The sequence below is a fragment of the Saccharothrix australiensis genome, assembly GCF_003634935.1.
Taxonomy (GTDB): Bacteria; Actinomycetota; Actinomycetes; order Mycobacteriales; family Pseudonocardiaceae; genus Actinosynnema; species Actinosynnema australiense.
Genome location: NZ_RBXO01000001.1, coordinates 1,139,212 through 1,164,617 on the forward strand (window position 1 = coordinate 1,139,212; position 25,406 = coordinate 1,164,617).

A 25,406-nucleotide genomic window follows, 5' to 3' on the forward strand; every position below is an offset into this window, starting at 1 on the left:
TGCACCCGGCCACCGACAATTTCCGGGTGCGGCGGCGTCACCGCAGGTCGGCGGCTGCCCGCAGCTCGTGGACGGCCAGCCGGAGGCGGTCCGGGGTCAGCGCCGCGTAGCCCAGCACGAGACCGGGGAACGCCGGCTCGCGCGCGAAGTTCGCGAGCGCCTGCGCGTGGACGCCGCGCCCGGCCAGGCGCTCCTGGAGGGCCAGGTCGTCGGTGCCGTCGGGCAGCCGCACCACCACGTGCAGGCCGGCGGCCACGCCGATCGGGGTCCACGCGGGCAGCCGCGCCGCCAGCTCGTCGAGCAGCGCGTCGCGGCGCACCCGGTAGAGCTGCCGGGTGCGCCGCAGGTGCCGGTCGTAGCCGCCGGTCCGGAGCAGCCGCGCGAACGCGGCCTGGTGGAGCGTGCCGGTGCCCAGGTCGTCGAGGCGCTTGCGGTCCACGACCGCGTCGCGCAGGCGCGGCGGCAGGACCAGCCAGCCCAGGCGCAGCGCGGGCGCGAGGACCTTGCTGGCGCTGCCCTGGTAGACCACGCGGCCGGGGTCCAGGGCCTGGAGCGCGCCCACCGCGGGGCGGTCGTAGCGGTGCTCGGCGTCGTAGTCGTCCTCGACCACCACGCCGTCGCGGGCGCGGGCCCAGTCCAGCAGCGCCCGCCGGCGGTCCGGGTGCAGCACCACGCCGAGCGGGAACTGGTGCGCGGCCGTCACGAGCACCGCGCGGCAGTCCGTGCCGGCCAGCAGGTCGACCCGGATGCCCCGGTCGTCCACCGGGACCGGGCGGACGGCCAGGCCGTGCGAGGCCAGCACCTCGGCCGCGCCGAAGTGGCTCGGCTCCTCGACCGCGACGCTCGCGTGCCCCAGGCCGGCCAGCACCCGGCCGACCACCGACAGCCCCTCGGCCGCGCCGTTCACGACGACCACGTCGGACGGTCGGGCGGCGACCGCGCGCACGCGGCCCAGGTAGTCGGCGAGTTCCGCGCGCAGCGCCGGGAAGCCCGCCGGGTCCGGGTAGCCCAGTTCGTCGGCGGAGAGGGCCGCCAGGGCGGCCTTGTGGGCCTGCGACCACTCCTCGCGCGGGAACGCGCCCAGCGCGGGCAGGCCGGGCCGCAGGTCGAACCTCCAGCGCGGCGGCGGCTCGGTCCGCTCGACCGCCGGCGCCTGCCGCGTGCCGGTGGCCGCGACGGTGGTGCCGGAGCCGCGCTTGGCGACCAGGTAGCCCTCGCCGACGAGCTGGGCGTAGGCGGAGGTGACGGTGCCGCGGGCGACGCCGAGCTGGCCGGCGAGGTCGCGGCTGGACGGCAGCCGCGCACCGGGCCCGAGCCGCCCGTCCCGGATCGCGCGGCGCAGCTCGTTCTCGACGGCCCGGCGGCCGGTGAGGCCCGGTAGCAGCAGCTCGCGGAAAGTGGTCCAGTCGGCGGGCATGGAAGTGGAGCTTAATCCTGGACCACTCCTCGGCGAGGGTGGTCGGCATGCGAACCGCTATCGCGTCCGGCGCCCTGGCCTCGGTGATCGTGGGCGCGTCCGTGCCCGTCACCGGGATGCTCCAGGACTACCCGCTGCTCACCGGTCAGGCCGTGCGGTACGCGCTGGGCGGCATCGTGCTGCTCGGGTGGACGCTGGCGCGCGGCGGGCGGCTGGTCGTGCCCGCACGGGGCGACTGGGCGGCGCTGTGCGCCCTGGTGGCCACCGGGATGCTCGGGTTCAACGCCTGCGTGCTCTACGCGCAGCGCTACGCGGAACCGGGGTTCGTGGCCGCCGTGCTGGGCGCGAGCCCGCTGGTGCTGGCGCTGGTCGCGCCGCTGCTGGGCGGGCGGCGGCCCGCCACGGGCGCGGTGGTCGGCGCGGCCGTGGTGGTGGCCGGCGTGGCCGTGCTGTCCGGCGGCGGCGCGTGGCACGGGCCGGGCCTGGCGCTCGCCGTGCTGACGGTGCTGGCCGAGGCGTCGTTCACGCTGCTCGCGGTGGGCGTGGTGCGCCGGCTGGGCGGGGTCGCGGTGGCCACCTGGTGCTGCTTCGTCGCCGCCGGCGCGGGCGGTGCGCTGGGCACGTTCGTGGGCGGCTGGCGGGCGCCCACCGCGCGGGAGGGCGTGGGGCTGCTCGTGCTGGGCCTGGTGGCCACCGCGGTCGCGTTCGGGCTCTGGTACTTCGCGGTCGCGAAGCTGGGCGCGGACCGGGCGGGCGTGCTGATCGGCCTGATGCCGGTGGCGGGCCTGGCGGCGTCCGTCGCGCTGGGGGCGCAGGAGCTGACCGCCGTCGCGCCGGTGGGCGCGACGGCGGTCGCCCTCGGGTGCGTGATCGGGTTGCGCGGCCCGGTCAGCGACCGCCGCGCGCCATCCGCAGCACGTCCAGGGCCTCGTCCAACTGCGCCTCGCTGAGCTTGCCCGGCACGTGACCGCGCTCCAGCACGACCTGGCGGATCGTCTTGCGCTCCTTGAGCGACTGCTTGGCGATGGACGCCGCCTCCTCGTACCCGAGGTAGCGGTTGAGCGGCGTCACGATCGACGGCGAGGACTCGGCGTACTCGCGCATCCGGTCCGGCAGCGGCTCCGCGCCGGCCAGCACCTTGTCCGCGAGCAGGCGGGCCACCGCCGCGAGCAGGCGGGCCGACTCCAGCACGTTGCGGGCGATGACCGGCAGCATCACGTTGAGCTGGAAGTTGCCCTGCGCGCCGGCGAACGCCACGGCCGCGTCGTTGCCGATCACCTGCGCCACCACCATCATCGTGGCCTCGGGGATCACCGGGTTCACCTTGCCCGGCATGATCGACGAGCCGGGCTGGAGGTCGGGCAGCGCCAGCTCGCCCAGGCCCGTGCGGGGTCCCGAACCGAGCCAGCGCAGGTCGTTGGCGATCTTGAACAGGCCGACCGCCGTCGCCCGGAGCTGGCCGGAGGTCTCGACCACCCCGTCCTGGGTGGCCTGGGCCTCGAAGTGGTCGCGCGCCTCGGTCAGGGGCAGGCCGGTGGCGCGCGCCAGCTCCTCCGCCACCGCCGCGCCGAACCCCTCCGGCGCGTTCAGGCCGCTGCCCACGGCCGTGCCGCCGATCGGCAGCTCCGCCAGCCGGGGCAGGCTCGCGGTGAGCCGCTCGACGCCGTACCGCACCTGCGCGGCCCACGCGCCGGCCTCCTGGCCCAGCGTGACGGGCACCGCGTCCATCAGGTGCGTGCGCCCCGACTTCACCAGGTCGGCCCACTCGGCGGCCCGGCCCTCCAGCACGCCGGCGAGGTGCTCCAGGGCCGGGACCACGTCGGAGGCCACGGCTTCGGTCGCCGCGACCCGCAGCGTCGTCGGGAACGTGTCGTTGGACGACTGCGAGGCGTTGACGTGGTCGTTCGGGTGCACCTCGCGGCCGAGCGCGCGGGACGCCAGGGTGGCGATGACCTCGTTGGCGTTCATGTTCGACGAGGTGCCGGAACCGGTCTGGAACACGTCGACCGGGAAGTGCGCGTCGTGCTCGCCCGCCGCGACCTCGTCGGCCGCGGCGGCGATCGCGCCCGCCACGTCGGCGTCGAGCACGCCGAGCCGCTGGTTCACCCGCGCGGCGGCGGCCTTGAGCAGGCCGAGCGCCCGGATCTGGGACCGCTCCAGGCCGCGCCCGGACACCGGGAAGTTCTCCACCGCGCGCTGCGTCTGCGCGCGCCACAACGCGCCGACCGGCACCCTGACCTCGCCCATCGTGTCGTGCTCGACGCGGTACTCCTGTTCAGCCATACCACCGAGTCTGGACCCGCTTCCGACACTTGGCCCGCGATGAGTGCGCACAGTGGCCGGGAACACCTATGGTCGACGTCATGGACCTGAAGGTCGACCTGCTGATCGTGGGCGCCGGACCCACGGGGCTGTTCGGGGCTTACTACGCGGGATTCCGAGACCTCTCCGTGGCGTTGGTCGACGCGCTGCCGGAAGCGGGCGGGCAGATCACCGCGATGTACCCGGAGAAGATGATCTACGACGTGGCGGGGTTCCCGGCCGTGCGCGGGCGGGACCTGGTCACCGCGCTGGTCCGGCAGGCGGACCAGTGGCAGCCGACCTACCTGCTCGGCAGGCAGGCGCGCACGCTGTCCACTGTGGACGGTGGTGTCGAGGTCGGGCTCGCCGACGGCGGCGTGGTCCGCGCGCGTGCGGTCCTGATCACCGCGGGCATCGGCGAGTTCAAGCCGCGACCGCTGCCCGCGGGCGACGGCTGGCTGGGCCGGGGCGTCGTGCACTTCGTGCCCGCGCTGGGCGTCCACGCCGGACAGCACGTCGTCGTGGTCGGCGGCGGCGACTCGGCGTTCGACTGGGCGCTGGCGCTGCACCCCGTCGCGGCCGGCGTCACCATCGTCCACCGCCGCGCCGCGTTCCGCGCGCACCCGCCCACCGTGCGGCAGGTGCGCGAGCTGGGCGTGGAGATCATCACCGACGCGGAGGTGCTGGCGCTGCGCGGCGACGACCGCCTGGCCGAGGTGGAGATCGGGCTCAAGGGCGGCGACCGCAAGGTGCTGCCCGCCCAGACCGTCGTGGCCGCGCTCGGGTTCACCGCCGACCTGGGCCCGATCGAGTCGTGGGGCGTCGAACTGGACCACCGCGCGATCGTCGTGGACTCCACCATGCGGACCGCGCGGGACCTCGTCTACGCGGCGGGCGACGTCGCCCAGTACCCCGGCAAGGTCAAGCTCATCGCGACCGGGTTCGGGGAAGCCGCGACGGCGGTCAACAACATCGCCGTGCGGCTCGACCCCGACGCCCACCTGTTCCCCGGTCACTCCAGCAACGCCGAGTGAGCCCCGGCGACGCGGCGCGCGTCACCGGGCGGCGCGGTGGGTCACGCGACGACCTGAACCTGCTCGCCCACGAGCAGGTTGTCGAAGAACGTGACCGCCGCGTCGTGCGACAGGTGCACGCAGCCGTGCGACAGGTCGGTCAAACTGCCTTCGTGGAACGCGACGCCGCTGTCCGTGAAGTAGACGGCGTACGGCATCGGCGCGTTGTAGGGCACGCTCCAGTCGTCCCGGACCTTGCGCAGCACCTGGAAGGTGCCGACAGGCGTCTCGTACCCGGGCCGGCCGTGTGTCACCGGAACGGGGCCGTAGCTGGCGTTACCCTGGTAGATCAGCCAAGCCTCGTTCGTCGACAGCCGCAGGCAAGCGCCGTCCCGGATGGAACAGGGCGTGCCGGTGGCCGCGTTGGCGGGTGCCGCGAGGCCGGAGAACGCCAGGGCCAGCGCGGCCAGGACAGTGCCGAGCTTCCTCATCTCGAATCACCCCTTGCCCCGGGGTTACCCCGATGAGCCGGCGGGTCAACCCGCACGACGCGACGAGCCGGCCCTGTTCACCCGCTTGGCGGCTGTCGAGTCCGGAGTGGACGCCCGGCCCGAGGCGACCGGGTGTCGCCTCCGGGGTGGCGAATCCGCCGGGTGACGGGGAAGGGCCGCCCCGCCGGAGCGGGACGGCCCTCGAACGACGGGACGAGCGGACGGATCAGACCGATCCCACGTAGGTCGTGATCCAGGAGCGGAACGCCGGGACGTCCATGTAGATCGACGGACCGGTCGCGCACGTGGAGCTGTTGTTGCCGGCCCGGCTGGTGGCGCCGATCAGCTCCCACGTGCCGCCGACCGACTTGATCTGCGGGCCACCGGAGTCGCCGTAGCAGGCGCCCGCGCGACCACCGGGGTTGTTGGTGCAGATCTCGTAGGCGGCGTTGATGCCGCTGCAACCGCTGTCCGCCACGATGGACGTGTTCAGCTCCTGGAGCGTCGTCGGCGCGCCGCCGCAGCCGCGCGGCGCGCAGGTCTGGCCCCAGCCGATGATGCGGGTGGCGGTGCCGTTCGGGCCGGACGCGGCCGAGATCTTGATCGGCGTCTGGTTCACGTCCGTCGACAGGCGCAGCAGCGCGATGTCGTAACTCGGGTGGGTCACGATCTGCGCGCCGGAGGCGGTCGTCCCACCGCTGGAGCGGTTGGTCGAGCCGACCCGGACGCGGACCGAGGACGCCGAACGGCCCTGCACGCAGTGCTTGGCCGTCACGACCCAGTTGGCCTTGATCAGCGAGCCGCCGCAGAAGTGGCTGCCGCTGGTGCTCTGCAGGGAGACCATGAACGAGTAGGTCTGGGTGGCGTTGCCGCCGCCCACGATGTTCGGCGTCACCTCGCCGTCCGTGGCCGGGGTCGCCGCCGCACCGCCCGCGGTGGCGAGCGCTGCCCCGATCGCGACCGCGAAGGCGGTGAACAGGGTACGAACCTTCATCATTTCCTCTCCGTGCCCGGCGCAGGGGGCCAGGCACGAATCGGAAACTAGGTATGAACCACACTCCGTGACTACAGCCGTTCGGCCGGTTACCTTCCGTTGACTGTTAACAGCGGGTTACGGGAGCGGCGGCAGCACCGGCTCGTCGGTGGGCCGCGGGTCGAAGTCGACCGACGCGTACTCGCGCAGCTTCGTCAGCCGGTGGAACCCGTCGATCATGCGCACGGTGCCGGACTTGGAGCGCATCACGATCGACTGCGTCGTGCAGCCGCCCGCCCGGTAGTGCACGCCGCGCACCAGGTCGCCGTCGGTGACGCCGGTGGCGCAGAAGAACACGTTGTCGCCGCGCACCAGGTCGTCCGTGCCGAGCACGCGGTCCAGGTCGTGGCCCGCGTCCAACGCCTTCTGCCGCTCGTCGTCGTCCTTGGGCCACAACCTGCCCTGGATCGCGCCGCCCATGCACTTCAGCGCCGCGGCCGCGATGATGCCCTCGGGCGTGCCGCCGATGCCCACCAACAGGTCGATGCCGGTGTTCGGGCGGGCCGCCGAGATCGCGCCCGCCACGTCGCCGTCGGAGATGAAGTGGATGCGCGCGCCCGCGTCGCGCACCTCGCGCACCAGCGACTCGTGCCGCGGCCGGTCCAGGATGCAGACCGTCACGTCGGACACGTCGCTGTGCTTGGCCTTCGCCACCCGGCGGATGTTCTCCGCGATCGGCACCGTGATGTCGATGACGTCCGCCGCCTCCGGCCCCACGGCCAGCTTCTCCATGTAGAACACGGCGGACGGGTCGAACATCGCGCCCCGCTCGGCCACCGCGAGCACCGCCAGCGCGTTCGGCATCCCCTTGGACATCAGGGTGGTGCCGTCGATCGGGTCCACGGCGACGTCGCAGTCCGGGCCGTCGCCGTTGCCGACCTCCTCGCCGTTGAACAGCATGGGCGCCTCGTCCTTCTCGCCCTCGCCGATCACCACGACGCCGCGCATCGAGACGGTGCCGATCAACTGGCGCATGGCGTCGACCGCCGCGCCGTCACCGCCGTTCTTGTCACCACGACCGACCCACCGCCCGGCGGCCATCGCCGCGGCCTCGGTGACCCGCACGAGTTCGAGCGCGAGGTTCCGGTCGGGCGCTTCGCGACGACGCTCGGACGGGCTGCTGCTGGACACCATGACGTTCCTCCTGCGATTACCGGCCGGTAGACCAATCCTCGCACGGGGTCAGGCGTCGGCCACGTCCTCCTCGGTCACCGCGAGCGCTTGATCGATCCGCTCGCGGGCGCCCGCGAGCCGCCGTTCGCAGGTCTTGGCGAGCGCCTCGCCGCGCTCCCACAGCGCCAGCGACTCCTCCAGCGACAGGCCGCCCGCCTCCAGCTTGCGGACCACCTCCACCAGTTCGTCCCTGGCCTCCTCGTAACCCGGCTCGCTCACGTGGTCAACTTCCCCAATCGGTTCCGGACGTGCACCACGACGGTCGCCACCGCCTGGTCGTAGCCGACGAACGCCTCCGCGAACTCGGCGCCGTCACCCTCCCGCACCGCGTCGTCGATGCGGTGCTCGGCCTCCGCGACCCGCCTGCGGTGCACCGAGCCGTGCGACCGCCACCAGTGCGCGCCCGCGTAGCCGGAGGTCGCCTCGGACAGGTCGTGCAGCCGGTTGATCAGCGCCTGCCCGCCGGACGTGCAGCCCGCCACCAGGGACAGCCAGCAGTCGGCGGCGGCGCGGTCGGCGGCCTCGGCCCGGCCGCGCACCGCGCGGGCGCCCTCGTCGTCGGCGTTGCCCGCGGCGGCCATCGTCAAGGGCAGGAACGTGGGTTTACGCGCCGGAGAGGGCACCACCGCCTCCTTCCTCGACGTCCTCGACGTCCTGGACGACCGCGCGCAGCGCCCCGTCGGCCACGCGCACCCGGAGCCGGGCACCCGCCGGCGCGTCCGCGGTCGACCGGACGACGCCGTCCACCCCGTCGGGCGTGACGAGTTGCACCACGGCGTACCCACGCGCCAGCGTGGCCGCCGGCCCGAGGGTCGTCAAGCGCGCCGCGGTCGCGGTCAGACCGGCGGTCTCTGAATCGAGTCGGGCGCGGATCGCCCGCCGGCCGCGCTCCCGCCACTGGTCCACGTCCTGCGCACGCCGGTCCAGGGGGCCGTGCGGGTCGGAAAGCGCAGGTCGCGAACGCAGCGCGGCGAGCAGCTCGCGCTCCCGGCCCACCCAGCCGTGCAACGCGCGCCGGGCGCGGTCGCGCATCTGGCGCACCCGCTCGGTCTCCTCGGCGACGTCGGGTACCACCCGTTTGCCCGCGTCGGTCGGCGTGGAGCACCGCAGGTCGGCCACGTGGTCCAGCAGCGGCGTGTCCGGCTCGTGCCCGATCGCGGACACCACGGGCGTGCGGGCCTGCGCCACCGCGCGGCACAGCGCCTCGTCGGAGAACGGCAGCAGGTCCTCCACGCTGCCGCCGCCGCGCGCCAGCACGATCACGTCGACCTCCGGGTCGCGGTCCAATGTGGACAGCGCGGTGAGGATCTGCGGCACCGCCAACGCGCCCTGCACCGCGACGTTCACCACCCGGAACCGCGCGCCCGGCCAGCGGGCGCGCGCGTTGGTCAGCACGTCCCGCTCGGCGGCCGACGCCCGACCCGTGATCAACCCGATCTTGCCGGGCAGGAACGGGAGCCTGCGCTTGCGGCGCGGGTCGAACAGCCCCTCGGCGGCGAGCAGCTTCTTGAGCCGCTCGACGCGGGCCAGCAACTCGCCGACGCCGACCGCGCGGATCTCGTCCACGCGCAGGCTCAGCGTGCCGCGGTTGGGGAAGTAGTTGGGCTTGCCGTGCACGACGACGCGGCTGCCCTCGGTCAGCTGGAGCTCCCGGACCAGCGCCACCGGCGCGGTCAGCGTCATCGACATGTCGACCGACGGGTCGCGCAGCGTGAGGAACGCGGTGGCCGTGCCGGGGCGCGCGCTCAGCTGCGTGAGCTGGCCCTCCACCCACACGTCGCCGAGCCGGTTGATCCACTCGAAGATCTTGCGCGCGACCGTGCGGACCGGCCAGGGGTGTTCGGGGCTGGACTTCTGGTCGGTCACTGGGTGTCAGGGCTCACAGGGGTGTCGAGGTTGGCGAGCCGGCGGGCCAGCATGCCGGTGAACTCCGGCCGGTTCGCGTGGGAGCGCTCGTGGTCGAGGAGCTGCCGCAGGTCGTCCGCGGACAGCGTGCGCAGCTTCGCCCGCAACTGCGGCAGCGTCAACTCGTCGTACTCGGGCAGCGCGGAGGGCGGCTCGGCGGCCAGCGCCCGCTCCTCGGCCTCCCACGGGTCCTCGGCGCGCGGCGCGGGCCCGTCGGACGGCTGCTCCTCGTCCTCGTCGAACGTGGCCCACTCCGGCTCGTCCTCGGTCGGGCGCAGCCCGGCCAGCGCGTCGTCACCCTTGATTGCGAGTTCCGTCACCCGCTGCTGGACCCGCATGGACAGTTGCAGCGCCTCGCTGACGACGGTGACGGGCAGGCCGGCGAGCTGCTGCGGAAGCTTCCGGGCCTGCTCGACGGCGGTGACCGCCAGTCCCGCGGCGAGGCGGACGGGCAGCGGCAGTGGCTTCATGCCCTCTAGCCTGCCGCAGTCGGGCTGCGGATGCCTACCTCCGGCGCGCCCGTACCCTGGTGACATGGACAAGCGAGTGCTCCTGGCCAAGCCGCGCGGCTACTGCGCAGGCGTGGACCGCGCGGTCGTCACCGTCGAGAAGGCGCTGGAGCAGTACGGCGCGCCGGTGTACGTGCGCAAGGAGATCGTCCACAACAAGCACGTCGTGGAGACGCTGTCCCAGCGCGGCGCCATCTTCGTGAACGAGACCGACGAGGTGCCCGAGGGCGCGTTGGTCGTGTTCTCCGCGCACGGAGTGTCACCGGCCGTGCACGAAGAGGCGGCGGCGCGGCGGCTGCGCACCATCGACGCGACCTGTCCACTCGTGACGAAGGTCCACAACGAGGCACGCCGGTTCGCCCGCGAGGACTACGACATCCTGCTGATCGGCCACGAAGGACACGAAGAGGTCGAGGGCACGGCGGGCGAGGCGCCCGAGCACATCCAGCTCGTGGACACGGCCGAGGACGTGGACAAGGTCGTCGTCCGCGACCCGTCCAAGGTGGTGTGGCTGTCGCAGACCACGCTGTCCGTGGACGAGACCATGATCCGGGTGCGGCAGCTCCAAGAGCGGTTCCCGGACCTCCAGGAGCCCCCGTCGGACGACATCTGCTACGCGACGTCCAACCGGCAGACGGCCGTGAAGACGATGGCGCCCGAGTGCGACCTCGTGCTGGTCGTGGGCTCGAAGAACTCCTCGAACTCGGTGCGGCTGGTCGAGGTGGCGCTCCAGGCCGGGGCGCGTGCGGCGCACCTGGTCGACTACGCGCGCGAGGTCGACCCGGCGTGGCTGGAGGGCGTGTCCACCGTCGGGGTGACGTCCGGGGCCTCCGTGCCGGACATCCTGGTGATGGAACTGCTCGAATTCCTGGCCGGGCACGGGTACGGGGACGTCGAGGAGATCACCACGGCGAACGAGAAGATCGCCTTCGCCCTGCCGCGCGAACTGCGCAAGGACATGGTGCGCTGACTTCTCGAACGGGCGCGGGGCTTTGAAGCGGTCTTTCGTCTTCCGACGCGAGCCCCTTGAGTTTTTGGAGCAACGGGACCACGGCAGGGAGAGCACGGACTCAGCGTGCCCTGGAGCTTCGCAGGTCTTGGATGGTCGTCGGGGACGCTACGCGGCTTGACCACCTTCGATCGGGTACGAATCCGCCGTTCCGATCCCCGTTCGTGTTGACCAGGAGCAAGTGCAGGTCCGAGTCGGAGCGGTTCGGCTGTTGGTCGAACCGATGGGGGATCGCGGCGGGAATCGGGTCGCATCGTCGGGGTGGTCGTTTTGCTTGGTGTTCCCGGCGACCGTCCAAGACTTGCTGTGCTTCCGGGCGCGTTGAGTCCGTGGTTGCCTGGCTGTGGTCCTTTTGCGTAAAAAGCGAAAAGCGCTCAAGGACGATCGTGTTCGCGGGTTACGGCCGCTGACGTCCTCAGCCGTTCACCTGAGGACGCTCAAGACGGGTTCCGCCGGACGCGGCCTGCCGTGCTCAGTCGTCGTCGCGCGGGCGCGGGCGGCGGGTTGGCCGGGCGGGCTTGTTCGGGTCGCGGGGTCGGCGGGGTCGGTCCTCCGACGACTGCGGGCGCGGGCGCTTGGGGCGCGGCTCGTCGTCCGGCGCGGGCTTGCGGCGCGGCTCGTCGGACGGCCTGGCCGCCTTCGCGGGCCTGCGGCGCGGGCGGTCGTCGGTGTCGCGGGAGTCGTCCCTCGCCGCTGCCTCGCGGGCGCGCTTCGGGCGTTCCCCGGCCGGCTTGTCCGGCTTGCGCTTGGCCTCGCGGACCTCGTCCCTCGTCGGCCGGTTCGGGTCCCTCTGCCTGGTCACCCGCACGATGCCGAGGATCACGGTGCACGCCGTCGTGACGGCCATCGCCGGGAAGCCGTCGATGAGCGGCGTGCCGAGGGCCAGGCCGACGGACGCCAGCCCGCCGCCGGGCAGGCCGCCGACCACCACCATCACCAGCGGCACCACGATGGCCAGCACCAGCGGCGGCTGGACGACCGGGCCGAACATCGACCGGCGCTCCACGAACACCACCGCGCCGACCGCGCCGACGAAGAACGTGATGGCGAAGACCCAGCCCACGGTCTTGGCCGACGAGCTGACGTCGACGTAGGTGCCGACGATGGCCAGCACGAACGTCCCGAGCACGGCGGCCCACCAGGGCAGGCCCCGGAAGCTGCCGAAGAGGGCGCGGTCGTTCCAGCGGACGGGGTCGAGTTCCTCGTCCTCCGGCTCGCGCGTTGCAGCGGTCACGCCCACTCCTCGTTCGGCTTCCGACTAGGGCCTCACACTCTATTACGCCTCCCGCGCGTCCAAGGGTGCACTGACGCCCTCGTCGGTCCGCCGCACGAACGCGATGGGGGTCGGGCTCGACGACGCCGCCGTCAAGGGCTCCACCGCCGCGCGGAAGCCCTCCAACGCGTCCAGCTCGCGCCGCCGCGCCGACAGGAACCGCTGGAGGTGGGTGCTGGACAGGTTGACGGCGTCGATCGCGTTGTCCGCGGCCCGGTGCGCGCGGGACGCCTGCGCCCGCACCTGCTCCACGTCGTCGGCCAGCGCGCGGTCGGTGACGGCGAACATCGCCGCCGACGCGATCACCGCGAACCCGGTCGGACCGCACAGGAACACCCGCCGGTCCAGCAGCCAGCGCAGCAGCTCCGGGTCGGTGTCCAGGGCCGCGACCACCGCGCCGTCGTTCGGCACGAACATGATCGTGCCGTAGATGGCGTCCGCCCAGCGCTGGTAGCCCTTGCCCGCGAGTTCGGCCGCGCGGGACCGGATGTTGCGCACGTGCACGCGCAGCGCGTCGTCCCGCTCGGCGGGGTCGTCGGTCTCCACGGCCTCGGCCCACGTCGCCATGCTCATCTTCGCGTCGACCGGCACCTGCCGCCCGCCGCCGACGTTCAGCACCAGGTCCGGCCGCACCGCGCCGCCGCCCGCCACGTCGACCTGCACCCGGAAGTGCACGCCCTCGCGCAGGCCGAGCGCCCGCGCGGTCTCCACCAGCACCTGCTCGCCGAGCTCGCCGCGCCCGCTGACCGACGAGAACGCCACCTCGTAGCGCTGGAGCGCGGCGCGGGTGGCGTCACCGCGCTCGCGCTCCCGCTGCACGGCCGCGAGCGCGGCGTCGACGCGCCGGACACCGTCCTGGTAGAGCCGCCACAGGAACACCAGCGCACCGGCGAGCAGGAGCGCCACGACCACCGCCGCCGTGCTGAGGACCGCTGTCATGCCCCCGATCATGGCGCACGTCGATCCGATCACACGTTCGAGCGACACGCCGAGTCGGATGGCCGGGTTCTGTCGGTGCTCGCCCCTAGCGTGGCCGCCATGCGCTTGCTGCACACCTCCGACTGGCACGTGGGACGGACGTTCCACGGCCGTGACCTGCTCGGGGAGCAGGAATCGGTGCTCGGCGGGCTGGCCGACCTGGTGTCGGACGAGCGGGTCGACGTGGTCGTGGTCGCGGGCGACCTGTTCGACCGGGCGGTGCCCAACGCGGAGGCGGTCGCGGTGTGCGCGCGGGTGCTGGAGCGCATCCGGGCGGCCGGCGCGAAGGTCGTGATCACGCCGGGCAACCACGACTCCGCCGCGCGGCTCGGCCTGTTCGGCGGGTTCGCGGCGGCGGGCGGGCTGTACCTGCGCACCACGATCGCGGCGCTGCACGAGCCGGTGCTGTTCGAGGACGCGCACGGGCCCGTCGCGGTGTACGGCATCCCGTTCCTGGAGCCGGAGACGGCGCGGCACGCGCTCGGCGTCGAGGGCCGGGGCCACGCGGCGGTGCTGGCGGAGGCGGCGCGCCGCGTCCGGGCCGACCGGGCGGCGCGCGGCGGGCGGGCCGTGGTGCTGGCGCACGCGTTCGTGACCGGCGGCGAGCCGTGCGAGTCGGAGCGGACGATCGCGGTGGGCGGCGTGCAGGACGTGCCGGGCGCGGTGTTCGACGGGTTCGACTACGTGGCGCTGGGCCACCTGCACGGCCGGCAGACGCTGGCCGACCACCTGCGCTACTCGGGCAGCCCGCTGGCGTACTCGTTCTCCGAGGCGCGGCACGGCAAGTCGGTGTGGCTGGCCGAGCTGGACGCGTCCGGCCTGGCCGGCGTGGAGCACCGGGCGCTGCCGGTGCCGCGCGCGCTGTCCACGCTGACCGGTCGGTTGGACGACCTGCTGCTCGACCCCGACCACACGCCGGTGCAGGAGCACTTCCTGTCGGTGGTGCTGACCGACCGCGTCCGGCCGCTGGACGCGCTGCGGCGGTTGCAGGTCCGGTTCCCGCACGCGGTGCACGTGGAGTGGCGGCCGGAGGGCGGTCGCACCGGTGAGCTGCGGTTCGCCGAGCGCGTCCGGGGCCGCAGCGACGAGGAGATCGCCTGCTGCTTCCTGGAGGACGTCCGCGGCGAGGCGCCCGCCGAGCGCGAGCTGGCGCTGCTCCGGGAAGCGATCCACGCCGCCGCGCGGGAGGAGGGGTAGTGCAGCTGCACCGCTTGGAGGTCAGCGCGTTCGGGCCGTACGCGGGGCGCGAGGTGGTCGACTTCGACCTGCTCGGCGCGGACGGGTTGTTCCTCCTGCACGGCGACACGGGCGCGGGCAAGACGACGCTGCTCGACGCGGTGGCGTTCGCGCTGTTCGGGCGGGTGCCCGGCGCGCGGGGCGACGTGAAGCGGCTGCGCTGCGACTACGCGGACCGGGACACGCCGACGGAGGTGGTGCTGGAGCTGACGGTGCGCGGTCGCCGGTTCCGGGTGGCGCGCAGCCCCGAGTACGACCGGCCGAAGAAGCGCGGCGACGGGTTCACCCGGCAGCCCGCGAAGGCGTCGCTGACCTGGCTCGGCGGGTGGCGGGGCGAGGGCCACAGCCGCATCGACGACGTGGCGCGCGAGGTGGAGTCGCTGCTCGGCCTGACCGCCGAGCAGTTCTTCCAGGTCGTGCTGCTGCCGCAGGGCGAGTTCGCGCGGTTCCTGCGCGCGGAGACGGCGGAGCGCGAGAAGCTGCTGGAGAAGCTGTTCGGCACCGAGCGGTTCCTCGACGTCGAGCGCTGGTTCCGGGAGCGGCGGCTGGTCAAGCGGCGCGAGCTGGACGCGCTCGGGCAGGCCAACCGCGACCTGGTGCAGCGGGTGGCGGAGGTCGCGGGCGAGGAGCCGCCCGAGGGCGGCGGTGACCGCGAGTGGCTGAGTTCGCTGCTCAAGCGCCTGGACGAGGCCGAGCGCGACGCCGACCAGGAGGCGGTGTCCCGTGCGGCGCGGTGCGGCGCGGCCGAGGCGGAGTGGCGGCGGGCGCGTGACCTGGCCGAGCGCGTGCGGCGGGTGCGCGGCGCGCGGGAGGCGCTGGCGCGGTGCGCGGAGGCCGAGCCGCTGCGCGCGGCGTGGGTGCGGGAGCGGGACGCGGCGCGGCGGGCGTCGGTCGTGGCGCCCGCGCACGAGGCGGTGCGGAGGCTCGGGCGGGCGCTGGACGGCGTGGTGGCGCAGGAGCGGGCGGCGGCGGACGCCGTGGCCGCGTTCGGCTACCGGGGCGTGGACCTGCGCGCCGACGGCGAGCGGTTCCGCGAGGAGGCGGGCGGCCTGACGCAGCTGGCCGCCGAGGCGCGGCGGCAGGTGGCGGACCAGCGCCGCGTGGCCGACCTGGAGCAGCGCTCGCGCGCGGCGGCGGCCCGGCTGGACGAGCTGGTCGCGGCGTTGGCCGAGGTGCCGGAGCGGCTGGCGGCGGCCCGGACCGCGGCCGAGGAGTCCGCGCTGGCGGCGGCCCGGTTGGACGCGGTCGCGGCCAAGGCGGCGGCGGCCCGCGACCTGCCCGCCGCCGAAGCGGCGGCGCGCGCGGCGGAGGACGCGCGCCGCGCCGCGGTCGACGCCCACCAGCGGGCCAAGGAGGTGCTGCTGGGTGTGCGGCAGCAGCGCCTCGACGGCATGGCCGTTGAGCTGGCGGCGTCCCTGCGCGCCGGTCGGGCGTGCCCGGTGTGCGGGTCCGCCGAGCACCCCCACCCCGCGCAACCGATGCTGAACGCGGTCACCGGAGCCGACGAGGAGCGCGCCGCGGCCGAGGAGCAGTCCGCGCTGGACCGCCGGAACGCGGCGGAGCAGGTGTTCGCGGACGCGTCCGGCCGCCTGGCCGTCCTGCGCGAGGCGGTCGGCGGGCAGGACCCGGCGGCGCTGATCGCCGACCACCGCGCGGTCGGGGCCCTCGCCGCGCGGCGCGCCGAGCGCGCCGGGGCGCTGGCCGAGCTGGAGCGCCGGGTCGAGCGCGCCACCCGCGACCGCGCCGAGCTGGAGCGCGAGGTCGCGGAGCTGACCACCCGGCACCGCGAGCTCGGCGAGGTGGTCCGGGAGCGCGCCGACCGCCTGGCGGAGGCCCGCGGCGACTTCCCGGACGTGCCCGCCCGGCGTGCCCACCTGCTCGACCTCGCCGACGCGCTGACGACGCTGGCCGACCGCCGCGCCGCCGTGGCCGAGCACACCGAGCGGTTGGCCGAGCAGCGCGTCGAGGTGTCCCGCCTCGCGGCGGAAGCCGGGTTCGCCGACGTCGCGGAGGCGCTGGCGGCGGTCCGCACCGAGTCGGCGGTCGCCGAGCTGGAGGCGAAGGTCCGCGAGGTGGAGGACGCCAGGGTCGCCGCCGAGGCGGTGCTGGCCGAGCTGCCGGACACCGACCCGGACGCGGAGGTCGACGTGGCGGGCGCGGAGGCCCGGTACCGGGCCCTGCGCGCGGAGGCGGAGCGGGCGGCGTCGGCGCTGGCGGCGGCGCGCGGGCGGGCGAACCGGGCGAACGAGCTGGCCGGCCGCCTGTCCGCCGCGTGGGCCAGGCTGGAGCCGGTCGAGGCCGAGTACGCCGAGCTGGACGCGTTGACCGACGTGATCAACGGCATGGGCCAGAACACGCGGAACATGACGTTGCGCACGTACGTCCTGGCGGCGCGGCTGGAGGAGGTGGCGGTCGCGGCGAGCGCCCGCCTGGAGCGCATGAGCCAGGGCCGCTACCGGTTCGTGCACTCGGTGGCCGCCGGTCCGCGCGGCACCAGGGGCGGGTTGGGGCTGGACGTGCTGGACGACTACTCGGGTCAGCAGCGACCGGCGAAGACGCTGTCCGGCGGTGAGTCGTTCCTGGCGTCGCTGGCGCTGGCGCTGGGCCTGTCGGACGTGGTGGCGGCGGGTGCGGTGCTCGACACGCTGTTCATCGACGAGGGGTTCGGGACGCTCGACGCGGAGACGCTCGAACTGGTGATGACGACGCTGGACGAGCTGCGGGCCGGTGGACGGGTGGTGGGCCTGGTGTCGCACGTGGAGGAACTGCGCCAGCGCATCCCGACCCGGTTGCGGGTGCGCAAGGCGCGCGGCGGGTCGTCGCTGGAGGTGGTGGGCTGTGTCTAATTGCCGCTGCTTCGCAGGCGGCGGCTCGGCCGCCCTGAAGTCGGGCCATCGCGCCTGATTTCCCGCCGATCGAAAAGCGTGATCGGCGGGAAATGAGGCGCGACACCCCGACGGCGGCCTCGCGGCGTAGGGGGCGGTAGCGGGGGCTGGAGATCGTGCTTCCGTGAGGGCTGCGTTCCGCGCGCGCCGTGCTCGACGAGTGCCGTGCCCTTGTGAGGGTCGTGCGCGCTCACCTGTGCTGCGGCAGGCTGCGGCTCAGGTCGGTGGTGCCGGCTGCGCCAGCAGGTCGCCTCGGTAGGCGGAGGCTTGTAGTTCGAACAACTCGTGGTAGTGCCCGCGCAGGGCCATCAGCTCCTCGTGCGTGCCCTCCTCCACGATCCGGCCCCCGTCCAGCAGCACGATCCGGTCGGCGTTGCGGATGTTCGCCAGCCGGTGGGTCACCAGGATCGTGGTGCGCCGCGCCGTCGCCTCGCGCAGCCCCTCGAACACGCGCGCCTCGGCCTTCGCGTCCAGCGCCGCCGTCGGCTCGTCGGCGACGAGCACCGCCGCGTCCCGGTACGTGCCGCGTGCGATGCCCATGCGCTGCCACTGCCCGCCCGACAGGTCCTGCCCGTCGTTGAACTGCCGCGACAGCACGGTGTCCGCGCCGGCGGGCAGCGTGGCCAGCACCTCGTCCGCGCCCGACTTCGCCACGGCGTCCCGCCAGGCGTCCTCGTCGTCGCGGTCGAGGCGGCCGACGGTGACGTTGCGCCGCGCGGTCATCGGCCACCGCGCCGGTTCCTGCGCGATGACGGCGATGGACGAGTGCACCGAGGTCTTGTCGGCGTCCGCGAGGTCGACGCCGTCCCAGCGCACGGTGCCCGCCGTGGCCGGGTACAGGCCGGTGAGCACCTTGCCCAGCGTCGTCTTGCCGGAGCCGTTCTCGCCGACGAGCGCGATCACCTCGCCGCGCCGCACGGTCAGGCTCACGTCGTCCAGCGCGGGCGTCTCCTTGCCGGGGTAGGTGAACGTGACGTTGGTCAGCGTGATCACCTCCGGGTCGGCGGGTGCCCGCACGTCGGACGACCGCTGCGCCCGCTCCGCGCCCTCGACCAGCAGCTTGCGGTAGAAGTCGAGGTAGAACGAGTCCTCGTACAGCGCGTTGACCGCCCGCGTGGTGGTCGCCAGCGACGAGAACGCGGTCCGCATCGCCAGCAGCGCCGCGCCCGCCAGCGCCAGCTCCATGTCCCCGGTGTGCAGCAGCAGGCCCAGCACGGCGTACGCGACGCCGGTGCCCAGCCCGGCGAGCGCCCGCCCGGTGAGCCGCACCAGGTTCGTGCGGTGCGCCATGCGGATCTCGTCGCCCATCAGCGAATCCGCGATCCGCCGGTGCTCGGCCAGCAGCCGCTCCTGCAACGTCAGCGCGTGCCGCTCCAGCGCGAACCCCCGGTCGGTGGTCACCTCCTCCACGACGCCCTTGCGGATGTTGCGCGTCACCGAGTCCAGGAAGTGCTCGTACCGCAGCTTCGACGCCCGCGCCGACGCCCAGGCGTTGGCCGCCGCCGCGAGCAGCAGGGCGGGCGCGAGCCACGGGTCGAGCAGCCCGACCGTCACCACCGCCGCGACCAGCGTGATGCACGACGACAGCAGGTCGGCGAGGTAGCGGAGGCTGCTCTCCAGGCTCCGCACGCCGCGCCGCCCGCCCTGGCGGGCCAGTTCGCGGAAGTCGGCGTCCTCGAACGCCAGCAGCTCGGCCCGCGCCAGCACCGCCGTCACCTCGTCGGTGGCCGCGCGCGTCACGCGGGGTCGCAACGAGCTCTCCACCGCCGAGACGGCCGTGTCGAGCAGGGCACGGGTCGCGTACGAGGCCACCACCACCGCCAGCGCGGGCAGCGAGGACACCACCCGGTCCGGCGTGGGCCCGTCCCGCAGCAGGGCGGCGAACACGTCCGCCGTGGCCAGCAGCCCGAACGCGGTCACGCACCCGGACACCACGTGGACCGCGCCCGCGAGCAGCGTCAACCGGGGCGAGGTGCGCCAGGCCAGCCGCACGACCAGGCGGATCGCCTCGGGCAGGCTGCGGAGCGCCTTGCCGAGGCTCACCGACGCCGCGCGGCGTCCGACCGTGGCCCACTTGGGCGTGGAGATGTTCTCCACCCCGATCAACACGGAACCCATGTGATCCAGGGAACCCTCGATCGGCGGCCGCGCCAACCGGTTATGCCCGTCACCGCAGCTCAGCGCGCGACCGCGCGGAGAACTGTCGCACCCCTGTGGCAGACTGCCCCACCCAGCGGTCCCGCTCGGCCGCGGCTACCCCCGGTCCTCGTGGTTGAGCAGCCAGCGCTTCACGTCCACGCCCCAGCGGAAGTTGCCGATCGCGCCGCCGCTCCTGATCACGCGGTGGCACGGCACGAACAGGGTCGCCGCGTTGCGCGCGCAGGCCGTGGCGGCGGCGCGGACGGCCGAAGGCCGGCCGGCGAGGAGGGCGTAGTCGGCGTAGCTCACCGGTTTGCCCGCCGGCACGGTGCGCAGGGCGTCCCACGCCTGTTCCACGAAGCTGCCCGAGCGCTGCCGCACCGGCACGTCGACGATCGCGTCCAGGTCGCCGCCGTGGTAGTCGCGCACCGCCCTGGTCACCGCGCCGAGGTCGCGGCGCGCGGTCAGCTCCGCCGGCCGCAGCGAGGGCGACACCTGCGGCAGCAGGTCGTCCACGGAGGCGGTCCAGCCGCTGGCCAGCACGACCCCGTCCGCGGCCACGACGGTCGTGAACGGTCCGATCGGGGTGTCAACCGTGGCGGTGTGTCCGGTGCTCATGCGGTCCTCCTGAGGTGCATCGCGGCGTACGAGCGCCAAGGGCGCCAAGCCGCGTTGTCCGTGGTCAAGGGCATGTCGGGCGCGCCGAGCACGCGCATCACGACGTAGCGGGCGACGTCCGGGCCGACACCGGGGAACGCCGCCAGCTCGGCGTGCAGCTCGTCGGCGTCCCGCCCGACGTCCACGACGAGGCGGCCGTCCGCCAGCGCCGCCGCGACCGGCGAGTCGATCTCCGCCGGCGCGGGGTAGAGGTGCGTCACCGGCCCGTCCGGCACCTCCAGCGGTTCGCCCGGCGACACGTGGCCGAGCGCCCGCAGCAGGGTCTCGGCCCCGTCGACGCTGCCCGGCAGCCGCACCCCCGGCCGGGACAGCACCAGGGGCCTCAGCACCGGGTCGCCGCCCAGGAACTCGTCCACCGCCTGCGGGTCGGCGTCCAGGTCGAGCAGGCGGCGCACGCGGCTCACCGCGCTGCCCAGGTCGCGCAGGTCGGTGAGGCGCAGCGAGCACGCCACGTGCCCGTCGGCGGGTTCCAGGAGCACCGTCGCCTGCCCGTGCGGCAGCCGCAGCGACCGGGCGTAGGTGGTGTCCGTCACGTGCTCGACGCCGGGGATCGCGCACGCCCGGAAGTAGGCCAGCAGGCCGGCGGCGTCGAACGGCGGCCGGTAGGGCAGGCGGAGCGAGATGCGGCCGGCGTTGCCGACGACCGAGCGCTTGGACCGCAGGTCGGACGGCGTGGCCGCGAACACGGTCCGGATCGTGTCGTTGAACTGCCGCACGCTGGCGAACCCGGCGGCGAACGCGATGTCGGAGAACGTCAGGTCCGTCGTCTCGATCAGCAGCCGCGCCGAGTGCGCCCGGTGCGCGCGGGCCAGCGCCAGCGGACCCGCGCCGAGTTCGGCGGTCAGCACCCTGGTCAGGTGCCGCTCCGAGTAGCCGAGCCGACCGGCCAGGCCGGGCACGCCCTCCCGCTCCACGACGCCGTCGGAGATCAGCCGCATCGCCCGCGCGGCGAGGTCGGCCCGGAGGTTCCACTCGGGCGAGCCCGGCACGGCGTCGGGCAGGCACCGGCGGCACGCCCGGTAGCCGGCCGACTGCGCGGCGGCGGCGGTCGGGTAGAACTCCGCGTTGCGCCGCTTCGGCGTCACCGCCGGGCACGACGGGCGGCAGTAGATGCGGGTGGTCCGCACGGCGAGGATGAAGCACCCGTCGAAACGGGCGTCGCGGGCGGCGACCGCCCGGTAGGCGCGTTCGGCGTCGACCAACATGCCGGTCACTCTGCCACCGCCGGCACCAGCGGTCTCGCGGGAATCGGACACGGCGTCCCAGCGCGTAGACTCACCACCCGTGAGTTTGACCCTCGGTATCGTCGGCCTGCCCAACGTCGGCAAGTCCACCCTGTTCAACGCCCTCACGCGCAACGACGTCCTCGCGGCGAACTACCCCTTCGCCACCATCGAGCCGAACGTCGGCGTGGTGCCGTTGCCGGACGCCCGCCTCGGCAGGCTGGCGGCGATCTTCGGCTCCGAGCGCGAGGTGCCCGCCGTGGTGTCGTTCGTCGACATCGCGGGCATCGTGAAGGGCGCGTCCGAAGGCGCCGGCCTGGGCAACAAGTTCCTCGCCAACATCCGCGAGGCGAACGCCATCTGCCAGGTGATCCGGGTCTTCGACGACGCCGACGTGGTGCACGTCGACGGCCGCGTCGACCCGTCGGCCGACATCGAGACGATCAACACCGAGTTGATCCTCGCCGACCTCCAGACGCTGGAGAAGGCCGTCCCGCGCCTGGAGAAGGAAGCCCGGACGCAGAAGGACCGCCGGCCGGCGCTGGAGGCCGCGGTCAAGGCGCGCGACGTCCTCAACGGGGGCCGCACGCTGTTCGCGGCGCGGTCCGAAGTGGACGGCGAGCTGCTGCGGGAGCTGAGCCTGCTCACCACCAAGCCGTTCCTCTACGTGTTCAACGCGGACGAGGCCGTCCTGACCGACGAGGCCAGGCTCAAGGAGCTGCGCGAGCTGGTCGCGCCCGCGGACGCGGTGTTCCTGGACGCGAAGGTCGAGGCGGAGCTGCTGGAGCTGGACGAGGAGTCGGCGCGCGAGCTGCTGGAGTCCATCGGCCAGCACGAGCCGGGCCTGCACGCCCTGGCCCGCGCGGGTTTCCACACCCTGGGCCTCCAAACCTACCTGACGGCGGGGCCGAAGGAGTCGCGGGCCTGGACGATCCCGAAGGGCGCGACCGCGCCGCAGGCGGCGGGCGTCATCCACACCGACTTCGAGCGCGGCTTCATCAAGGCCGAGGTGGTCTCGTTCGACGACCTCGTGGAGGCGGGCTCGATGGCCGCCGCGAAGGCCGCGGGCAAGGTCCGCATGGAGGGCAAGGACTACGTGATGGCGGACGGCGACGTGGTGGAGTTCCGGTTCAACGTCTGACCCCGGTCGGACGCGGCCGGTCGGCGTACCCGCGACCACCGCGGGCCCGGTGCGCTCGCGGTTCCGGTGCGCCCGCGGGCCGGGGACGCCGCGGGGCGGCGAAAGGGGCCTCCCGCGTCGCGCGGAAGGCCCCCGGAAGTGGCGTCAGCAGGTCACCGCGTCAGCGGACCTGGTTGCGGCTGTGGCGCGCGAGGGCGAAGACGCCCCCGGCGGTGGCCAGCATCCCGAGCGCTGCGACGGTGAACACGACGATGTCGGCGGTCATGCGAATCCCCTTGCGTTGATCTCCCACTCGTCTTGACGTACGAGTACCCGGAATAGTGGCCCGACAGTCGCGCAATTCACACGATCGAGGAGGCAACCGGTGACGAAGCTGCGAGCGGTCGAGGCTCGGGTGTTCCCCGTCGCGCCCTGGCTGTTCGGGCTGTCGCTCGCCGGCCACCTCGTGATGGTGGCGCTCCAGACCAAGATGACGATGGTGGACCTGCTGGTCTACCGGAACGGCTCGCCCGAGCTGTTCACCGGCGGGCTGTACCAGTGGCGGCTCAAGGAGTTCTCCGACCAGTTCGCCCTGCCGTTCACCTACCCGCCGTTCGCGGCGCTCCTGTTCGCGCCGCTGTCCTGGGTCTCGTGGGGCGTGGCGCGGTGGGTCTGGCAACTGCTCTGCCTGGCGTGCCTGTGGCTCCTGGTGCGCAAGTCGCTCGACCTGGCGGGCAGCGCGGACCCGCGCCGGGCGCTGCTGTGGACCGCGTTGTTCGTGTGGGTCGAGCCGGTGCGGACGACGCTGAACTACGGGCAAATCAACCTGGTCCTCGCCGCACTGCTGCTGGCGACGCTGGTCAGCGCGCGGCCCTGGCTCGCAGGCGCGGGCGTCGGGCTCGCGGCGGGCGTCAAGCTCACGCCCGCCATCTCGGGGCTGTACTTCCTGGTGACGCGGAACTTCAAGGCCGCCGCCTGGTCGATCGCCGCGTTCGCGGGCACGGTCGGCCTCGGGTACGCGGTCTCCGCGAGCCAGTCCCACCAGTTCTGGTTCGAGCTGCTCGGTGACGCCTCCCGCGTCGGCCCGGTCGGGTCGGCGATCAACCAGTCGCTGCGCGGCGCGCTGTCGCGGACCGTCGGGCACGACGTGGAGACGGGGCCGGTCTTCCTGCTCGGCGCGGCGGTGGCCGTCGCGGCGACGGCGTGGGCGCTGCGCTCGGCGGTGCGGGCGGGCGACCGGCTGGCGATGATCGTCGCCGTCCAGTTCCTGGGCCTGCTGGTGTCGCCGATCTCGTGGAGCCACCACTGGGTGTGGGCGGTGCCCGCGCTGCTGTGGCTGGTCCAGGGCGTGCGCCACCGCCTCGCGACGGTCACCGCGTGGGCGTGGCTGCTCGCGATCGGCAGCTACCTGATCTCGTTCCTGCTCAAGGCGCAGGAGTCGATCTGGATCACCTCGCGCCCCTGGTACCTGTCGCTGCTCGGCTGGGTGTACCCGGCGGTGGGGCTGCTCACCCTCGTGACGATCGCCGTGGTGCTGCGGGAGCGCTCACGCGAGCGCGTCGAGCACTCCGTCGATCTCCTCCGCCAGTGACACGTCCAGCGCGGTGATGCCACCGGCGGAGTGCGTGCTGCACCGGAAGGTCAGCGTGCGCCAGCGGATGTCGATGTCCGGGTGGTGGTCGTCGTTCTCGGCGATCTCCGCGACCCGGTTCACCACCTGGATCGCCTGCGTGAAGCTCGCCAGTTCCGCGGTGCGCACCAGCGCCGCGTCCTGCGCCCGCCAGTCCGGCAGCGTGGACAGGGCTCGGGTCACCTGGTCGTCGGTCAGCAGCTCGGCCATGCGTCGATGTTGCCACCGGATGGCGTAAGGTGCCCGTTTGCCACGGGAGTCCGGTGCTGCGCCGGGCTGAGAGGAGGGCGCGCCAGCCCTCGACCGTCCACACCTGATCCGGGTCATGCCGGTGTAGGGAGAGATGATGCTGCGACGTGTGCTGACCGCCGCCTGCGCCGGGATCGCGTTGACCGCGTGCTCGGTGACCGCCGGCGACCCGCCGCCACCGGGTGAGCGGGTCGTCACGCTGGTGACGCACGACTCGTTCGCCGTGCGGCCCGAGGTGCTCGACGCGTTCAAGCGCGAGACCGGGATCACCGTGAAGACCCTGGCGAGCGGCGACGCGGGCGAGCTGACCAACAAGCTGGTGCTCACCAAGGGCAACCCGATCGGCGACGTGGCGTTCGGCGTCGACTCGACGTTCGCCTCGCGGGCGCTGGGCGAGGGCGTGTTCGCCGAGTACGCCGCCGCCGGCGCGGACCGGGGCGCGCAGCGCTACCGCCTCGACCCGCCCGACCGGCTGCACGCGGTCGACGTCGGCGACGTGTGCGTGAACGTCGACGTCGCCGCGCTGCGCGACAAGGGCGAGCCGCGGACCTACGCCGACCTGGCCGACCCGAAGTACCGGGACCTGCTCGTCGTCGAGGACCCGGCCACCTCCTCGCCCGGCCTGGCGTTCCTGCTGGGCACGATCGCCGAGTTCGGCGAGTCGGGCTGGCCGGAGTACTGGTCGAAGCTGAAGGCCAACGGCGTGAAGGTGGTCAGCGGCTGGGAAGAGGCGTACACGCAGGACTTCTCCGGCTCCAGCGGCAAGGGGCCGCGGCCGATCGTGGTGTCCTACGCGTCGTCGCCGTCGGCCGAGATCGGCGACGACGGCGCGCCGCGCACCAAGGCGCTGCTGGACACCTGCTACCGGCAGGTCGAGTACGCGGGCGTGCTGAACGGGGCGAAGAACGCCGAGGACGCGCGCAAGGTCGTGGACTTCCTGCTGTCGGAGCAGTTCCAGGCCGAGGTGCCCGGTCAGATGTACGTGTACCCGTCGCGCGAGGGCGTGGCGCTGCCCGAGGCGTGGACCAAGGCCGCGCCGCTGCCCGACGAGGCGCGCGCCCTGCCCGCGAGCCAGGTCGACGCCAACCGCGAGCGGTGGGTCCAGCAGTGGCGCTCCCTGGTCCAAGGCTGACCTGGTCGATCG

The 25,406-nt window shown here is 73.9% G+C and carries 23 protein-coding genes; 8 read left to right on the forward strand and 15 right to left on the reverse strand.

Annotation, left to right across the window (positions count from 1 at the left end):
• Positions 1–37 precede the first annotated feature (37 nt).
• Positions 38–1,417, reverse strand: a complete 1,380-nt coding sequence (pdxR, locus tag C8E97_RS05500) for a MocR-like pyridoxine biosynthesis transcription factor PdxR (protein ID WP_121002245.1) — start codon at positions 1,415–1,417, stop codon at positions 38–40.
• A 47-nt stretch (positions 1,418–1,464) separates the two neighbouring features.
• Between pdxR and C8E97_RS05505 the strand changes: the two genes are divergently transcribed.
• On the forward strand, positions 1,465–2,367 hold the full coding sequence (locus C8E97_RS05505) for a DMT family transporter (protein WP_121010840.1): 903 nt from the start codon (positions 1,465–1,467) through the stop codon (positions 2,365–2,367).
• On the opposite strand, the gene C8E97_RS05510 is transcribed toward C8E97_RS05505, so the two are convergent.
• Positions 2,306–3,700, reverse strand: coding sequence for a class II fumarate hydratase (locus C8E97_RS05510; protein WP_121002247.1), 1,395 nt, complete (start codon positions 3,698–3,700; stop codon positions 2,306–2,308). The two genes, C8E97_RS05505 and C8E97_RS05510, sit on opposite strands and share 62 nt — an antisense overlap.
• 80 nt (positions 3,701–3,780) lie before the next feature.
• On the opposite strand from C8E97_RS05510, the gene C8E97_RS05515 reads away from it, so the two are divergent.
• On the forward strand, positions 3,781–4,752 hold the full coding sequence (locus C8E97_RS05515; RefSeq protein ID WP_121010843.1) for an NAD(P)/FAD-dependent oxidoreductase: 972 nt from the start codon (positions 3,781–3,783) through the stop codon (positions 4,750–4,752).
• Between the two features lie 41 nt (positions 4,753–4,793).
• Here the strand turns inward: C8E97_RS05515 and C8E97_RS05520 are convergent, their stop codons facing one another.
• The 7 genes from C8E97_RS05520 to C8E97_RS05550 all read right to left on the reverse strand — a co-directional run bounded on the left by C8E97_RS05520 (position 4,794) and on the right by C8E97_RS05550 (position 9,803).
• On the reverse strand, positions 4,794–5,222 hold the full coding sequence (locus C8E97_RS05520) for a L,D-transpeptidase (RefSeq protein ID WP_121002249.1): 429 nt from the start codon (positions 5,220–5,222) through the stop codon (positions 4,794–4,796).
• 226 nt (positions 5,223–5,448) lie between these two features.
• Complete coding sequence (locus C8E97_RS05525) at positions 5,449–6,216, reverse strand: S1 family peptidase (protein ID WP_121002251.1); 768 nt, start codon at positions 6,214–6,216, stop codon at positions 5,449–5,451.
• Between the two features lie 117 nt (positions 6,217–6,333).
• Positions 6,334–7,389, reverse strand: a complete 1,056-nt coding sequence (gene glpX / locus C8E97_RS05530; protein WP_121002253.1) for a class II fructose-bisphosphatase — start codon at positions 7,387–7,389, stop codon at positions 6,334–6,336.
• Between the two features lie 48 nt (positions 7,390–7,437).
• On the reverse strand, positions 7,438–7,647 hold the full coding sequence (locus C8E97_RS05535) for an exodeoxyribonuclease VII small subunit (protein WP_211346919.1): 210 nt from the start codon (positions 7,645–7,647) through the stop codon (positions 7,438–7,440).
• Positions 7,644–8,051 carry a sugar ABC transporter substrate-binding protein gene (locus C8E97_RS05540; RefSeq protein ID WP_211346920.1) on the reverse strand — a complete coding sequence of 136 codons (408 nt, stop codon included), beginning with the start codon at positions 8,049–8,051 and terminating at the stop codon, positions 7,644–7,646. Before C8E97_RS05540 ends, C8E97_RS05535 begins: the two co-directional genes overlap by 4 nt.
• Positions 8,032–9,294: an exodeoxyribonuclease VII large subunit gene (gene xseA, locus C8E97_RS05545; protein ID WP_121002259.1), complete on the reverse strand. Its 1,263-nt coding sequence runs from the start codon at positions 9,292–9,294 to the stop codon at positions 8,032–8,034. The genes C8E97_RS05540 and xseA overlap by 20 nt, the downstream gene beginning before the upstream one ends.
• Positions 9,291–9,803, reverse strand: a complete 513-nt coding sequence (locus C8E97_RS05550; protein ID WP_121002261.1) for a lipid droplet-associated protein — start codon at positions 9,801–9,803, stop codon at positions 9,291–9,293. The genes xseA and C8E97_RS05550 overlap by 4 nt, the downstream gene beginning before the upstream one ends.
• A gap of 64 nt (positions 9,804–9,867) precedes the next feature.
• Here C8E97_RS05550 and C8E97_RS05555 point away from each other — a divergent pair, with 64 nt between their 5' ends.
• Positions 9,868–10,812, forward strand: a complete 945-nt coding sequence (locus C8E97_RS05555) for a 4-hydroxy-3-methylbut-2-enyl diphosphate reductase (RefSeq protein ID WP_121002263.1) — start codon at positions 9,868–9,870, stop codon at positions 10,810–10,812.
• A gap of 511 nt (positions 10,813–11,323) precedes the next feature.
• Here C8E97_RS05555 and C8E97_RS05560 read toward each other — a convergent pair.
• The gene (locus C8E97_RS05560; RefSeq protein ID WP_121010846.1) at positions 11,324–12,085 is read right to left on the reverse strand and encodes a DUF6542 domain-containing protein; all 762 of its coding nucleotides are present in this window, start codon (positions 12,083–12,085) and stop codon (positions 11,324–11,326) included.
• Between the two features lie 42 nt (positions 12,086–12,127).
• A complete protein-coding gene (locus C8E97_RS05565) occupies positions 12,128–13,063 on the reverse strand; it encodes a DNA recombination protein RmuC (RefSeq protein ID WP_121010849.1) in 936 nt (311 codons plus the stop codon).
• A 99-nt stretch (positions 13,064–13,162) separates the two neighbouring features.
• On the opposite strand from C8E97_RS05565, the gene C8E97_RS05570 reads away from it, so the two are divergent.
• Entirely contained in the window at positions 13,163–14,299 is a 1,137-nt protein-coding gene (locus tag C8E97_RS05570) for a metallophosphoesterase family protein (protein ID WP_121002265.1), read from the forward strand.
• Entirely contained in the window at positions 14,299–17,184 is a 2,886-nt protein-coding gene (locus tag C8E97_RS05575; RefSeq protein WP_121002267.1) for an AAA family ATPase, read from the forward strand. Before C8E97_RS05570 ends, C8E97_RS05575 begins: the two co-directional genes overlap by 1 nt.
• Positions 17,185–17,439: 255 nt before the next feature.
• Here the strand turns inward: C8E97_RS05575 and C8E97_RS05580 are convergent, their stop codons facing one another.
• The 3 genes from C8E97_RS05580 to C8E97_RS05590 form a co-directional block, all read right to left on the reverse strand.
• Positions 17,440–19,341 (reverse strand): ABC transporter ATP-binding protein, encoded by a 1,902-nt coding sequence (locus C8E97_RS05580; RefSeq protein WP_121002269.1) that lies wholly within the window; start codon positions 19,339–19,341, stop codon positions 17,440–17,442.
• Between the two features lie 135 nt (positions 19,342–19,476).
• Positions 19,477–19,980 carry a methylated-DNA--[protein]-cysteine S-methyltransferase gene (locus tag C8E97_RS05585; RefSeq protein ID WP_121002271.1) on the reverse strand — a complete coding sequence of 168 codons (504 nt, stop codon included), beginning with the start codon at positions 19,978–19,980 and terminating at the stop codon, positions 19,477–19,479.
• Positions 19,977–21,245 carry a bifunctional transcriptional activator/DNA repair enzyme AdaA gene (locus tag C8E97_RS05590; protein ID WP_121010852.1) on the reverse strand — a complete coding sequence of 423 codons (1,269 nt, stop codon included), beginning with the start codon at positions 21,243–21,245 and terminating at the stop codon, positions 19,977–19,979. The genes C8E97_RS05585 and C8E97_RS05590 overlap by 4 nt, the downstream gene beginning before the upstream one ends.
• A 79-nt stretch (positions 21,246–21,324) precedes the next feature.
• Between C8E97_RS05590 and ychF the strand changes: the two genes are divergently transcribed.
• A complete protein-coding gene (gene ychF, locus C8E97_RS05595) occupies positions 21,325–22,404 on the forward strand; it encodes a redox-regulated ATPase YchF (RefSeq protein WP_121002273.1) in 1,080 nt (359 codons plus the stop codon).
• Between the two features lie 364 nt (positions 22,405–22,768).
• Positions 22,769–23,974, forward strand: a complete 1,206-nt coding sequence (locus C8E97_RS05600; protein ID WP_121002275.1) for a mannosyltransferase — start codon at positions 22,769–22,771, stop codon at positions 23,972–23,974.
• Here C8E97_RS05600 and C8E97_RS05605 read toward each other — a convergent pair.
• On the reverse strand, positions 23,930–24,223 hold the full coding sequence (locus C8E97_RS05605; protein WP_121002277.1) for a 4a-hydroxytetrahydrobiopterin dehydratase: 294 nt from the start codon (positions 24,221–24,223) through the stop codon (positions 23,930–23,932). The two genes, C8E97_RS05600 and C8E97_RS05605, sit on opposite strands and share 45 nt — an antisense overlap.
• 136 nt (positions 24,224–24,359) lie before the next feature.
• Between C8E97_RS05605 and C8E97_RS05610 the strand changes: the two genes are divergently transcribed.
• A complete protein-coding gene (locus tag C8E97_RS05610; protein WP_121010855.1) occupies positions 24,360–25,394 on the forward strand; it encodes a thiamine ABC transporter substrate-binding protein in 1,035 nt (344 codons plus the stop codon).
• Positions 25,395–25,406: the final 12 nt, after the last annotated feature.